11 protein-coding genes are annotated in these 13879 nt (G+C 42.2%); all 11 read left to right on the top strand.

The window, feature by feature from the left end; translation table 11 throughout:
* Positions 1-38 precede the first annotated feature (38 nt).
* The 11 genes from DUK53_RS14135 (at position 39) to rnr (ending at position 13878) form a co-directional block, all read left to right on the top strand.
* Positions 39-1229, top strand: coding sequence for a phosphoglycerate kinase (locus DUK53_RS14135; RefSeq protein WP_036090722.1), 1191 nt, complete (start codon positions 39-41; stop codon positions 1227-1229).
* Between the two features lie 198 nt (positions 1230-1427).
* Positions 1428-2183: a triose-phosphate isomerase gene (gene tpiA / locus DUK53_RS14130; RefSeq protein ID WP_036130187.1), complete on the top strand. Its 756-nt coding sequence runs from the start codon at positions 1428-1430 to the stop codon at positions 2181-2183.
* Complete coding sequence (gene gpmI, locus DUK53_RS14125) at positions 2184-3716, top strand: 2,3-bisphosphoglycerate-independent phosphoglycerate mutase (RefSeq protein ID WP_036130190.1); 1533 nt, start codon at positions 2184-2186, stop codon at positions 3714-3716.
* Between the two features lie 111 nt (positions 3717-3827).
* The gene (gene eno / locus DUK53_RS14120) at positions 3828-5120 is read left to right on the top strand and encodes a phosphopyruvate hydratase (protein ID WP_036090728.1); all 1293 of its coding nucleotides are present in this window, start codon (positions 3828-3830) and stop codon (positions 5118-5120) included.
* A 143-nt stretch (positions 5121-5263) separates the two neighbouring features.
* Complete coding sequence (locus DUK53_RS14115) at positions 5264-5971, top strand: alpha/beta fold hydrolase (protein WP_036130194.1); 708 nt, start codon at positions 5264-5266, stop codon at positions 5969-5971.
* Between the two features lie 246 nt (positions 5972-6217).
* Entirely contained in the window at positions 6218-6961 is a 744-nt protein-coding gene (locus DUK53_RS14110; RefSeq protein WP_036130199.1) for an alpha/beta hydrolase, read from the top strand.
* A 478-nt stretch (positions 6962-7439) separates the two neighbouring features.
* Positions 7440-9353, top strand: a complete 1914-nt coding sequence (locus tag DUK53_RS14105; RefSeq protein WP_036130200.1) for an immunoglobulin-like domain-containing protein — start codon at positions 7440-7442, stop codon at positions 9351-9353.
* Between the two features lie 209 nt (positions 9354-9562).
* On the top strand, positions 9563-10009 hold the full coding sequence (locus DUK53_RS14100) for a carboxymuconolactone decarboxylase family protein (protein WP_036130202.1): 447 nt from the start codon (positions 9563-9565) through the stop codon (positions 10007-10009).
* Positions 10010-10305: 296 nt separating this feature from the next.
* Positions 10306-10536, top strand: coding sequence for a preprotein translocase subunit SecG (secG, locus tag DUK53_RS14095; protein ID WP_036063112.1), 231 nt, complete (start codon positions 10306-10308; stop codon positions 10534-10536).
* A gap of 210 nt (positions 10537-10746) precedes the next feature.
* Complete coding sequence (locus DUK53_RS14090; protein ID WP_036130205.1) at positions 10747-11493, top strand: alpha/beta hydrolase; 747 nt, start codon at positions 10747-10749, stop codon at positions 11491-11493.
* Positions 11494-11520: 27 nt separating this feature from the next.
* The gene (rnr, locus tag DUK53_RS14085) at positions 11521-13878 is read left to right on the top strand and encodes a ribonuclease R (RefSeq protein ID WP_036130207.1); all 2358 of its coding nucleotides are present in this window, start codon (positions 11521-11523) and stop codon (positions 13876-13878) included.
* The last annotated feature ends 1 nt before the right edge of the window (position 13879 follow it).

The raw sequence follows: 13879 nt of genomic DNA, 5'->3' as shown, positions 1-13879 counted from the left end.
TTCCGCTTTTTATTTGAAAAGTATGGAGGAAAAGTATTATGGCTAAAAAAGTTGTGACCGATTTAGACTTAAACGACAAAAAAGTTCTAGTACGTGTTGATTTTAACGTTCCAATGAAAGACGGTAAAATTACCAATGATAATCGTATCGTAGCGGCACTTCCAACGATTCAATATATCCTTGAACAAAACGGGAAAGCAATTCTTTTCTCTCACTTAGGTAAAGTGAAGACAGAAGAAGACAAAGCGGACAAATCTCTTCGCCCAGTTGCTGAACGTTTGAGCGAATTATTAGGTAAAGAAGTCAAATTCGTACCTGTAACTCGTGGACCAGAACTTGAAGGCGCAATTAACGAAATGAAAGACGGCGACGTGATCCTTTTCGAAAATACGCGTTTTGAAGATGTTGACGGTAAAAAAGAAAGCAAAAATGATCCTGAACTAGGCAAGTATTGGGCTTCTCTAGGTGATGTTTTTGTAAATGATGCATTTGGTACAGCCCACCGTGCGCATGCTTCTAACGTTGGAATCGCTTCTAACTTAGACTCAGCGGCAGGCTTCCTAATGGAAAAAGAAATCAAATTCATCGGTGGCGTTGTGGATAACCCATCACGTCCACTAGTTGCAATCCTTGGTGGCGCGAAAGTTTCCGACAAAATCGGCGTTATCGAGAACTTAATCGAAAAAGCAGACAAATTACTTATCGGTGGCGGAATGGCGTATACATTCTTTGTAGCGCAAGGTAAAGAAGTTGGCATTTCCCTTTTAGAAAAAGACAAAATCGATCTTGCGAAGAGCTTACTTGAAAAAGCAGGCGACAAATTAGTACTTCCAATCGACAATGTTGTTTCTCATGAATTCAGCAATGACGCACCATTCCACACGGTTGACTCAAACCACATTCCAGCTGACGAAGAAGGTTTGGATATCGGTCCTGCAACAGTGGAACTTTTCACAAAAGAATTGCAAGGCGCGAAAACAGTTGTTTGGAACGGTCCTATGGGCGTATTCGAAATGAGCAACTTTGCTAAAGGAACAATCGGCGTTTGTGAAGCAATCGCGAATCTTGAAGGCGCAACTACAATCATCGGCGGTGGCGATAGTGCAGCTGCAGCGATGGACCTAGGTTACGCTGACAAATTCACACACATTTCAACTGGTGGCGGCGCTTCTCTAGAATACCTAGAAGGCAAAAAACTACCAGGCGTTGAATCAATTAGCGATAAATAAGGACTGAAATTGTGAGCCATTCGTATTTCGCAGAGCAAGATAGAACCTGTGAACCTCAGCGTGTCGACAAATGCTTAGATTTTAGGCAAAGCTGAGTACTGAAGTGGAGCATACTTGGGTATGTGAGCATCGGAACGGAAGGTTTAACGACAAAGATGAGCGTTTGTCGGCGCGCTGAAGAGGAAGGTGGAATAAATTATGCGTAAACCTATCATTGCAGGAAACTGGAAAATGAACAAAACGGCGGCGAAAGCTGGACAATTTGCTGAGGACGTTAAGAATAAAGTTCCAAGTAACGATGTTGTGGATTCTGTCATCGCAGCACCAGCTCTATTTTTAAAAGAATTAGTTGGCCTAACTGAGGGGACTGATCTTAGAATCGCAGCGCAAAATACTTATTTCGAAGACGAAGGTGCTTTCACAGGCGAAATCAGCCCGTTTGCAGTCGCTGATCTAGGCGTTTCTTACGTTGTTATCGGACATTCTGAACGTCGTGAGTATTTCCACGAAACAGACGAAGATATCAACAAAAAAGCACACGCAATCTTCAAACACGGCATGACGCCAATCATTTGCTGTGGTGAAACATTGGAACAACGCGAAGCTGGCCAAACGAACGAATGGGTTAGTGGACAAATCCGTGCAGCGCTTAAAGGCTTGACGGAAGAGCAAGTTGCTAAATCTGTTATTGCTTATGAGCCAATCTGGGCAATCGGAACTGGTAAATCTTCTACAAGTAAAGACGCTAACGACACATGTGCTGTTGTTCGTCAAACCGTTGCAGAAGTTGTTTCTAAAGAAGCGGCAGACGCTGTTCGTATTCAATACGGCGGTAGTGTAAAACCTGAAAATATTGCTGAATATGTGGCACAATCCGACATTGATGGAGCTTTAGTTGGTGGCGCGAGTCTTGAGCCAGCATCATTCTTAGCTTTATTGGAGGCAGTGAAATAAATGGCAAAATCACCTGTAGCTATCATCATTCTTGATGGTTTCGGTTTACGTAACGAAACAGTTGGGAATGCTGTTGCTTTAGCTAATAAACCTAACTTTGACCGCTACTGGGCAAAATTCCCACATGGACAACTGAAAGCAGCCGGACTCGATGTCGGTCTTCCAGAAGGCCAAATGGGTAACTCAGAAGTGGGACATACAAATATCGGCGCTGGACGTATTGTTTACCAAAGTTTGACGCGTATTGATAAAGCCATTGAAGAAGGCGAATTCGCGAAAAACGAAGCGTTAAACAATGCTTTCACGCACACTAAAACGAACAATTCTGACCTTCACTTGTTCGGCTTGTTATCAGATGGCGGCGTGCACAGTCACATCAACCATTTAGTAGCCTTGCTTGAAACAGCGAAGCAAGAAGGCGTGAAAAACGTCTACATCCATGCTTTCCTTGATGGGCGTGACGTGGCACCACAATCCGCAGTAGGATATTTAGAGACGTTACAAAAAGCTATTGCTGATCTTAACTATGGCGAAATTGCAACGGTTTCTGGACGTTTCTACGCGATGGATCGTGATAAGCGCTGGGAACGTGTCGAAAAAGCCTATAACACGATTGTTAAAGGTGAAGGCGCGCAATTTGAAGATCCTGTGAAATTGGTCGAAGCTTCTTACGCAGATGGCAAAAATGACGAGTTCGTTGTTCCTGCTGTTGTAGCGAAAGATGGTAAACCGGTTGCAACAGTGAAAGATAACGACGCTGTTATTTTCTTCAACTTCCGTCCTGACCGCGCGATCCAACTTTCGAATGCGTTCACGGATACAGAATGGGAACATTTTGACCGTGGTGAAACACATCCGAAAAACATCAAATTCGTAACGATGACACTTTACAATCCGAGTATTATCGCAGAAGTTGCTTTTGCGCCGATGCCAATGACGAATGTGATCGGGGAAGTTTTATCTAATGAAGGCTTATCGCAGTTGCGTATTGCTGAAACAGAGAAATATCCTCACGTTACTTTCTTCATGAACGGTGGACGTAACGAAGAGTTTCCTGGTGAAAGCCGGATTCTAATCGATTCGCCGAAAGTGGAAACGTACGATTTGAAACCTGAAATGAGCGCCTATGAAGTAACGGACGCGCTAGTAGCAGATATCGAGAATGATAAACATGACGCGATTATCTTAAACTTTGCGAATCCTGATATGGTAGGGCACTCAGGCATGGTTGAACCAACGATTAAAGCGATTGAAGCAGTGGATGAGAACCTTGGGCGCGTTGTCGATGCTATTTTGGAAAAAGGCGGTTCTGCGATTATTTTCGCCGATCACGGTAATTCCGAAACGATGACAACACCAGAAGGCAAGCCACATACAGCGCATACGACAGTTCCGGTTCCAGTAATCGTAACAAAGCCAGGCGTAACATTGCGTGAAGGCGGTCGTTTAGCCGATGTAGCCCCAACAATGCTTGATCTTTTAGGCGTGAAAAAACCAGCAGAAATGACTGGCGAAAGTTTAATTCAAAAATAAACAAGGTCTTGCTTTGCGTTTTCGACCAAACAAGGCTAAAATAAGAAGGTAAGCAACCGGTAATTCGGTCACTTCCTTACAAAAATTCATTTTTAGAGGAGAGTATAAATTATGTCTATTATTACTGAAGTATACGCACGCGAAGTTCTTGATTCCCGTGGTAACCCAACTATCGAGGTAGAAGTTTACACAGAAACTGGCGCATTCGGTCGCGCATTAGTTCCAAGTGGTGCATCTACTGGTGAATATGAAGCAGTAGAATTACGCGACAACGATTCAAGCCGTTACATGGGTAAAGGTGTTTTGAAAGCAGTTGAAAACGTAAATGACATTATTGCAGACAAAATTATCGGTTTTGACGTAACAGACCAAATCGGTTTAGACCAAGCAATGATCGAGCTTGACGGTACTGAAAACAAAGGTAAATTAGGCGCTAACGCAATTTTAGGTGTTTCTTTAGCAGCAGCTCGTGCAGCAGCAGAAGAATTAGGCCTTGAGTTATACGAATACATTGGCGGCGTAAACGCGAAAGTATTACCAGTTCCAATGATGAACATCGTTAATGGCGGCGAACATGCTGACAATAACGTTGACATTCAAGAATTCATGGTTATGCCAGTTGGAGCTAAAACTTTCTCTGAAGCATTACGTATGGGTACTGAAATTTTGCATAACCTTAAAACAGTTCTTAAAGGCAAAGGGCTTAACACTGGTGTTGGTGATGAAGGTGGATTCGCTCCTGACCTTAAATCTAATGAAGAAGCATTAGAAACAATCATCGAAGCAATCAAAAAAGCTGGTTATACGCCAGGCGAACAAGTTAAATTGGCAATGGACGCAGCATCTTCTGAGTTCTATAACCGCGAAACTGGTAACTATGAACTTAAAGGTGAAGGCGTAACGCGTACTTCAGAAGAAATGGTTGCTTGGTACGAAGAGTTAGTTAACAAATACCCAATCATCTCTATTGAAGATGGTTTAGACGAAAACGACTGGAAAGGTCACAAACTGTTGACTGAACGCCTTGGCGATCGCGTACAATTAGTTGGTGATGACTTGTTCGTTACAAACACGAAGAAACTAAAAGAAGGAATTGACAATGGCATCGCTAACTCAATCCTTATCAAAGTAAACCAAATCGGTACGCTTACTGAAACATTAGACGCTATCGAAATGGCTAAACGCGCTGGTTACACAGCAGTTATTTCCCATCGTTCAGGTGAAACAGAAGACAGCACAATCGCTGATATCGCTGTTGCAACAAACGCTGGACAAATCAAAACAGGTGCTCCAACTCGTACAGACCGTGTTGCTAAATACAACCAATTGCTACGTATTGAAGATAACCTAGGTAACCTAGCTCAATATCACGGCGACGATACTTTCTACAACTTGAAAAAATAATCGCTAAATGAAACGAAGCACTCCAGAAATTATGGGGTGCTTTTTGTATTGCAAAATGTCAGTTCCTAGTCGTATGGAAAATGTGTTTTTTCTGCTATAATTGCTTTACTAAGACTTCGGTGTTAAAAGGTTTGGTGATAGCGATGAAAGTACATGTGAATGGAATTGACCTTTCTTATCATATTTATGGCAGAGGCGAGCCGCTTGTTTTGTTGCATGGAAATGGGCAGAGCCATGGTGCAATGAAGCGCCAAATCGACTTTTTTCGAAAAAAATATCAAGTGATTGCGGTGGATTCGCGTGGACATGGGAAGTCGGAATTGGGTTTTCGACCGCTGGATTTTCAGATTATGGCGTTGGATATTTTATGTTTATTAGATTATTTGAAAATTAATAGGTATCGCGTGATTGGGTATAGTGATGGTGGAATTATTGCGTTGGAAATGGCGATGTATCAGCCAAATCGGCAGGTGCAGATGGTTGTGATTGGGACGAATTATGACACGAGTCAGATTAAATGGTGGGCTAATATTTTTACTTTTGTCGGTTATTTATTTTCAATTCTTTTGGCGCCGTTTAGCTTCTTTTTTAGGCGTATCAAGGCGCAGATGGGATTGATGATTTTTCATCCGCATATTAAAGAAAGGGATTTGGCGAGGATTTCAGCTCCGATGTTGGCGATTATCGGGGAGTATGATGTGATTTCAAAGGCGGACACGCAGAAAATGGTGCGTTTGGTTCAGCGCGGGGAGATGATGGTTATTCATCATGGTACGCATTTTTTGACTCGGCAGAAACCGCGCGAGTTGCACCAGGTTATTGCCTCCTTTTTTGACGAAGATGTGACGTAAATGTAGGGATAAAGTAGCTAAATGGTGTTTTTCGATGGATTATGTGAGAATTAGATTGACAGTTCCTCCGTTTGGCGTTATCATATGTCTATTGTATAAATTACTTACCAAAAAAACAGAGATTGTGAACGGTGCTGAATCCTTTGATACCAAGGGTTTTCGGGGCTCGAATCAAAAGTTGGCAATTGGCGCAAATATGGCGTACAATGAGGGCAAGTTAAGGAAGATGGAGGAGTGCAATTAATCATGAGTACGGATCGTAGCTTTCTTTTAAAAGCAGGCAGTCGTGCTGTTCTATTACTGCATGGATTTGCAGGAACGACAGAGGATGTTAGAGAATTAGGTGAATATCTAGCAGAGAATGGTTATACAGTGTATGCACCAAATTATCGCGGTCACGGCGAGGAACCGGCAATTTTCCTGAAAACCACACCAGATATGTGGTACGAGGATGCGAAAGCTGGTTATAAACACTTGCAGGACCAAGGATATCACGAAATAGCAATAGTAGGCGCTGCAATGGGTGGTGTTTTTGCTCTGAAAATGGCGGAAACATTTAATCCGAAAGCAATCGCTCCATTATGTGCGAACGTGAACCGTAAAATGCGATATATTCCAGTGGAGAAGTATCTATTAAAGAGCATGAGTAGAGAAGGTATTGCAGATGAGGAAGCACAAGTAATGCTTGCTAATTATGCACCTGAGATAAAAACAATGACTGACGCGCGTTCTGCTTTTTACAAGGCAGTGGCGAGCGATATTGAACGCATTGAAGTGCCAACGATGATTGGCCAAGGTTGTCAGGATGAAGAAATTGCGCCAGACGACGCGAACTATATTTTCAAAAATATTCACTCGGATGATAAGCAACTTTGCTTTTATGCGGGCTCGGGTCACGATATTACAACGGACTGCGAGAAAGATATTTTAGCGGAGGATTTAGTTTATTTCTTGGACGATTTGATGTGGGTAGAAGAAGTCGTGGTATAAGATAGAAAGAAGCAACCGAATTGCATTGAATCCCAAAATTTGGACCCTAATTTAATCGAATTTCCTGGCTGGCCTAAAAAACGGTGTTTCACCGGACTAAGGTCAGCCAATTTTTTTGGTACGATAATGATTGTAGGCTCGGTCTGTCCGCCTTGCTTGTACTTTAAAGGTACATTAATTTTAGCGTAGATTACTTTAATTCAGCTAAAAAGTCAAAAAAAATTCACAAAAACAGATGTTAAAATCCACATTTTTAGAAAACTGTATTGATTTATTGCAATATACTAAATTCATCAACTAGAAAGATAATTTCTTGAAAGAGAAGGAATCGCTTATTAGTGGGCCTACTATGAGCAAGGTAATGTTGCAAGTTGTTATTAATGGCAGCGGTTACATTCGAAGGGATATCTTAGGTGTGATGCGGATGTAACGAGTTTAGAACTTCTGTTTAAAAAAAAGAGGAAAGAAGGAATGGATTATGAAAAGTAGAAAGGTTGCAAAATTAATAAGCCATTTGTTAGTAGTATCAGTTGTAGGAGCGACTATTTCATCTTCATTTAGCATGTTCACGGGTCAAGTTCAAGCAATGCAAAATGTTCAGGCAGTGTCAATGGAAACAACGAATCAATATACTACGCAAAAAGCAATGGAAAATTTATTTAGAAATCCCTCATTTTACTTTGAAGTAGGGAATAGTACAATGGAGGGATGGAAACTTTTAAGGAATACAACAGCTGTACTTACTGCTAATGTCCCTATAGCATTAAAAAATGAACTAGATGAAAATGGGGATGTATTGACGGAGAGTAAACATATCAAATTAAAGACTGATTTACCCTCAGGTGAAATTGGAGGTTACGTGAGAGCAGATACGGTTGTTATAATTGGACAGACGATTGACACTATTGCAGGCCATGAATATCAAATAGAGGGGACACATACTGGTCTAGATAAAATGGGCTATACGGTTTTTGATGGGATAGATGTGTATGCCGGTCACAAAGCCTTAACTACTTCTTATGTAATGAATCCAGATGAACAAAAGCGTCAAGTAGTGTTTATTGCCAAATCAAATAAAACGAGCATTGGCAATCGTGCATACTCCAATAAAAGCGATAATTGGCAAGCATTTCATATGAAACATCTAAAAGTGGTCGATTTAACGGTGATAAAAGAGGAGGAAGCAAAAAAAATAGTGAGTCAACTATTCATAAATGATGATCCAACTATGAATGTATTAAAAGATACCACTAATCAAGAGGCGATTGCCGTGGCTCAAAAAGCGATTGACAGGGTGGAAGATACTTTGAAAAAAGCCAAGTTGCAAGCTGATTTAGATAGGGCACAGGAGCTTTTGAGCCAAAAGGTGATAGAGACACAAGCGGAAAAAGATAAGCAAGATGTTGCAACAAAGGCTGTGCAAGATTTATTTATCAATGGTAATCCGCTGACTAATCAAATCAAAGATACTACAAATCAACAAGCAATTGATAATGCTCAGAAGCTGGTAAATGAAATACAGGATGAAACGGTTAAAAAGGATTTGCAAATGTATCTGGATGTTGCAAAAGTACACTTGAAGAAGCAGGATGAAGTGCAAGTAGTGATAGCACCGCATGATTATGTCTTGGGAGTAAGTCGCTATATAACTGGAACATATGAAGGTGATGTGGCCTTTGTTAGGGTTACAATTGATGGAAAAGAGTATAAAGGTGGGGTGACAAGCAATGGTACATTCAACTTCTACAGTTTTGATAAGATTCAGTCATTAACAAGTGAAGTTATTGTAAGTGCTTACGATGCCTCAGGTGAGTTGCTAGACACGAAAATAGTGACACTCAAATCAAATGTTGAGGTTACAAAAGGGCATATTGCGCCAGATGATTTTATAATAGGAAATAAGAACATTACTGGAACCTACGCACATGATGTGAAATCACTCATTGTCACTGTAAATGGTACAAGTTATAAAGGAGGCACATTCCATGGTGACGGTGAGTTTAAATTCTATGTCTTTGGTAAAATTAAATCAGAGAATGATATCGTTACAATTCAAGCTCTGGACAAGAAAAATAACATATTGGACACGAAAATAGTGACGGTTAAATCGGCATTTATTGAAGATATCGGGGAAATAAATTTGGATACATTTACAATTGGTGATAAGAATATTACGGGCTCGTATACAGGTAGTGTGAAATCTATTGTCATAAAAGTCAATGGTATCAGCTATAAAGGAGGTACATTCCATAATAATGGTACATTTAAGTTTTATGCGGTCGACAAAATAAAAAAAGCTACTGACGTTGTATCGGTAGAAGCATTTGATAAGTTTGGTAAATTGTTGGATATAAAAAACCTAACTATGAACACAAAAAAGTTAACTAAATAATCGATTGGGGAATGGCTTAACGAATGCTTTGTGCAGGCAACTTTCAAGCTTTACCTATATATTAAAATATGCTATCATGGAACCACCTTGGACTCTGTATAGATGTGAGGTATAGGACAAACTGAAGATTAGCATTTTGTCAAACATGTAGTCGAATTTGTAGCATAGATTCTATTCTATACTCTAGGAAGATATGGAGGGGAAAGTAAATGAGTGCACGTTTTAATTTGATGAAAGAAAATGCGGAGATTTATGCAACATTAGGTAAGTTGGATACGTTAGGTCGGGAGAGTAGTATTCCGAAAGATTTGCAGGAATTGATTAAGATTTATGCTTCTTGTCTGAATCATTGTGCGTTTTGTATTGATATGCATACGAAAGAGGCTTTGGAGAATGGTGAGACGGTGCAGCGTGTGATGGGCGTGAATGCTTGGCGTGAGGCTCCGTTTTATACGGATAAAGAGCGTGTGGTGTTGGAGCTTGTTGAGGAAGTAACGTTTATTCATCAGCACGGTGTTTCTGACGCGGTTTATACAGAGCTTGAGAAGCATTATGGTGAGAAGGAGATTGGTGAGTTGTACTTGTTGATTGCGACGATTAATGCGTACAATCGATTGGGCGTTATGAGTCGCTTGCAACCTAAAGTGGATAAATAGATTTTGTGATTCTAAAAAATGATTAAATCGCTTTCTATTATTTTTTGAGTAGGTTTAAGATCATGCTACACGCAAATCGAGCGAAAGCGTTTGTATTCAGGGGATTTGGTGGGAGCCGGAAGCGGAGTGTACGACTTGTACATGAGAACCGGAAGTCCGCCAAATCCCCTGAATGCGAGCGCTTGTCGCCGATTTATTTGGGTTATGATCCGAACTCCTTTTAGGCTTTACGTTCTTTGTAAAATATGCTATCATAAAAGGTAGTCAAAAAGAGGACGGTTTTAGGAGGAAAGAGCATGAATACAGCGTTAACAATTTTATTAGTTATTGTATCGGTATTGTTAATAATCGTAGTTGTTCTTCAACCAGGTAAGAGTAACGGGTTATCCGGAGCTATCTCTGGTGGAGCAGAAGAACTATTTGGTAAACAAAAAGCAAGAGGACTTGAGCGTATTTTACATCGTACAACGATTGTTTTAGCGGTAATCTTCTTTGCAATATTGATTGCTTTAGGATTTTTCTTGTAATTTTAAAAAGCTCCACCTGAATTTTTTTCGGGTGGAGCTTTTTGTTGGTGGGGCTGTGGACGAAGAGAGCAGTTAATCCATTGTAAAACCAATTGTCTTGAACTCCAGTGCCGCTAACTTGATTCATTCAATACCTTCTTTTTGAATTTTAGGTGTGGAGGCGGTACACTGGGTGTAGTGATATTTTTAGAATGAAGGGGATTTTTTGATATGAAGATGAAGGCGCCAGAGCCATTTTTATTTGAGACGGGGAAGCGTGCGGTATTGTTGTTGCATGGTTTTACGGGGAGTTCTGCGGATGTGCGGATGTTGGGGCGGTTTTTGCAGGATAATCATTATACGTGTTATGCGCCGCAGTATAAGGGGCATGGTGTGTCGCCTGACGTGCTGTTGACGACGGGGCCTGAGGATTGGTGGCAGGATGTGCTTGCGGCTTATGATCGCTTGAAATCGCTTGGCTACGAGGAGATTGCGGTGGCTGGGCTTTCGCTCGGTGGACTTTTCTCGTTGAAGCTGGGGTATAATCGGCCGCTGAAGGGGATTGTTGCGATGAGCACGCCGACGCGGATGGATAGTTCTTCGCCGATTATTCAAGGGTTTTTGGATTATGTACGGAATTATAAGAAGTATGAGGGCAAGACGCCGGACGTGATTGATGCGGAGATGTTGGCGTATAAGGATGCGCCGATGGACACGATTGCAAAATTGAAGGATGAGATTCAGGATGTTATTCCGCAAATTGATATGATTTATGCGCCGATCATGGTCGTTCAGGGAAAAAAAGATCAGATGGTGGATGTAAATGGAGCGGAATTGATTTATAATAAGGTAGAGTCAGATCAAAAGGAACTGGAATGGTACGAGAATTCTGGGCATGTTATTACGATTGACAAGGAAAAGGCGCAGTTGCAAGCTGATATTTTGGCCTTTTTAGATACGCTGGATTGGCATGTTTAAGTTTTACGAAGAGAAAGGAGGGAAACAATGAAGAAAATAGAAGATAAGATTTTAGATTTTATGAAGGAATCACCGAAAAAGACGTTTTCGCTGGATGATTTAGAGGCGGAGATGGGTCTGCAAGATGCGGATGATTTTAAGGCGATGGTGAAGTCGCTTGTTGCGATGGAGGACCGCGGGGATGTGCTTCGGACGAAGAAGAACCGTTATGCGTTGCCGGAGGAGCTGGATTTTGTGAAGGGGACTTTCCGGGCGCATGAGAAGGGCTTTGGATTTGTGCTTCCTGAGGACCAAGAGATGGATGATATTTTTATCCCGCCAACGCAAGTGAATAACGCGATGAATGGGGATATTGTCTTTGCGAATATCACGAAGATTAAGGGTGATAATTTAGCGGAGGGCACGATTCATAAAATTGTGGAACGGAAAACGTCGCAGGTTGTTGGGACTTATATGGAAGATTTGATGGGTGATCCGATTGTGATTCCAGATGATAAGCGGACTTTTGGGCAGGTGGAAATTGACCTTGCAAGTGGTCTGAAACCTGTGGATGGTCATAAGGTTATCGTGGAATTGACGGAGTATCCTGAGGGTCGTCACCGTGCGCGTGGGATTGTCAAAATGATTATTGGGCATCGGAATGATCCGGGTGTTGATATTTTGTCGATTATTCATAAGCATGGGATTCCGATTGCGTTTCCGGATGATGTGATGGAGGAGGCTAACAAAGTTCCTGCTGAGATTTCGGATGGTGAGATTGGGGCGCGTCGTGACTTGCGTGATCAGGTTATTATTACGATTGATGGCGCGGATGCGAAGGATTTGGATGATGCTGTAACGGTGTCGCAACTTCCGAACGGGAATCATAAACTGGGTGTACATATTGCGGATGTGAGTTCGTATGTGACGGAGGGCTCGGCGCTTGATCGTGAGGCGGCAGAGCGTGGCACGAGTGTATACTTGGTGGACCGGGTTATTCCGATGATTCCGCATCGTTTGTCAAATGGTATTTGTTCGCTGAATCCACATGTGGACAGGTTTACGATGTCGTGTGAGATGGAAATTGATGCATCGGGAGCGGTCGTTTCGCATGAGATTTTTGAGAGTGTGATCAATACGACGGAACGGATGACGTATACGGATGTGAATGATATTTTAGTGGCGGAGGATGCGGATTTACGCGCGAAGTATGCGCCGATTGTGCCGATGCTTGAGGATATGTATGCTTTGTCCAAAATTTTGAATAAGAAGCGGGATGCGCGTGGGGCGATTGATTTCGACTTTAAGGAAGCGCGTGTTGTCGTGGATGAAGAGGGGCGTCCGACGGGAGTTGTGACGCGGGAACGTTCGGCTGGTGAGCGCCTGATTGAGGAGTTCATGTTGGCGGCCAATGAATGTATCGCGGAGCATTTTTTCTGGATGCAGGTACCGTTTATTTATCGTATCCATGAAAATCCAAAAGAAGAGAAGTTACAGCGTTTCTTTGAATTTATTACGAACTTCGGCTTGGTTGTGAAGGGGACGGCGAATGATGTGCATCCGCGGGCTTTGCAGCAAGTTTTGGAAGAGGTTAAGGGGAAACCGGAGGAGATGGTTGTTTCGACGATCATGCTTCGTTCGATGCAACAGGCGAAATATGATACGGCGAACTTAGGGCATTTCGGGTTGTCAACGGAATACTATACGCATTTCACGTCGCCGATTCGCAGGTATCCGGATTTGATTGTACATCGCTTAATTCGCGAGTATTTGATTCATGGGGATATTGATGACGCAACGATGGCGAAATGGGCTGAGCGCCTTCCTGAGATCGCAGAGCATACGTCTAAAATGGAGCGCCGTGCTGTAGAGGCGGAACGTGAGACGGATGAGCTGAAGAAGACGGAGTACATGGTGGATCATGTTGGTGAAATTTTTAAAGGGATTATTAGTTCGGTGACGAATTTCGGTCTGTTTATTGAGTTGCCAAATACGATTGAGGGCCTTGTGCACGTGAGTACGATGAAGGACGATTACTATCAATTCCATCAAAATCAGCTGGCTATGATCGGTGAACGTACGGGTCGTGTGTACCGAATTGGTGACGAGGTCGAGGTTGAGGTAACGAAGGTGGACGTGGATCATCGCGAAATCGATTTTGCGCTTCGCAGTCTTGGTAAGGAAACGCCTGGCTTTAAGCGGAGTAAGAAAACGGTGGAAATCTCGAAATCGTTTAAGAAAAATAAAAACCGTCCGAGTGGCGATAAAAAACGGAAGGACAACGATTCCTCGCGTAAGAAGGGCAAACAAGATGGCGGGGACGCTGGACACCCGAAGAAGAAAAAGAAAAAACCATTTTACCAAGGTGTGGCAAAGGGCACGAAGCCGAAGAAACCACGCCGTTAGA

Source organism: Listeria sp. SHR_NRA_18, assembly GCF_003856515.1.
Classification (GTDB): Bacteria; Bacillota; Bacilli; order Lactobacillales; family Listeriaceae; genus Listeria_A; species Listeria_A newyorkensis.
This window is presented reverse-complemented; position numbering and strand designations above follow the sequence as displayed.

Bases quoted from the DNA above. Each gene is read 5' to 3' on its own strand.
- DUK53_RS14135 (WP_036090722.1), top strand. From the start codon at position 39: ATGGCTAAAAAAGTTGTGACCGATTTAGACTTAAACGACAAAAAAGTT.
- tpiA (WP_036130187.1), top strand. From the start codon at position 1,428: ATGCGTAAACCTATCATTGCAGGAAACTGGAAAATGAACAAAACGGCG.
- gpmI (WP_036130190.1), top strand. From the start codon at position 2,184: ATGGCAAAATCACCTGTAGCTATCATCATTCTTGATGGTTTCGGTTTA.
- eno (WP_036090728.1), top strand. From the start codon at position 3,828: ATGTCTATTATTACTGAAGTATACGCACGCGAAGTTCTTGATTCCCGT.
- DUK53_RS14115 (WP_036130194.1), top strand. From the start codon at position 5,264: ATGAAAGTACATGTGAATGGAATTGACCTTTCTTATCATATTTATGGC.
- DUK53_RS14110 (WP_036130199.1), top strand. From the start codon at position 6,218: ATGAGTACGGATCGTAGCTTTCTTTTAAAAGCAGGCAGTCGTGCTGTT.
- DUK53_RS14105 (WP_036130200.1), top strand. From the start codon at position 7,440: ATGAAAAGTAGAAAGGTTGCAAAATTAATAAGCCATTTGTTAGTAGTA.
- DUK53_RS14100 (WP_036130202.1), top strand. From the start codon at position 9,563: ATGAGTGCACGTTTTAATTTGATGAAAGAAAATGCGGAGATTTATGCA.
- secG (WP_036063112.1), top strand. From the start codon at position 10,306: ATGAATACAGCGTTAACAATTTTATTAGTTATTGTATCGGTATTGTTA.
- DUK53_RS14090 (WP_036130205.1), top strand. From the start codon at position 10,747: ATGAAGATGAAGGCGCCAGAGCCATTTTTATTTGAGACGGGGAAGCGT.
- rnr (WP_036130207.1), top strand. From the start codon at position 11,521: ATGAAGAAAATAGAAGATAAGATTTTAGATTTTATGAAGGAATCACCG.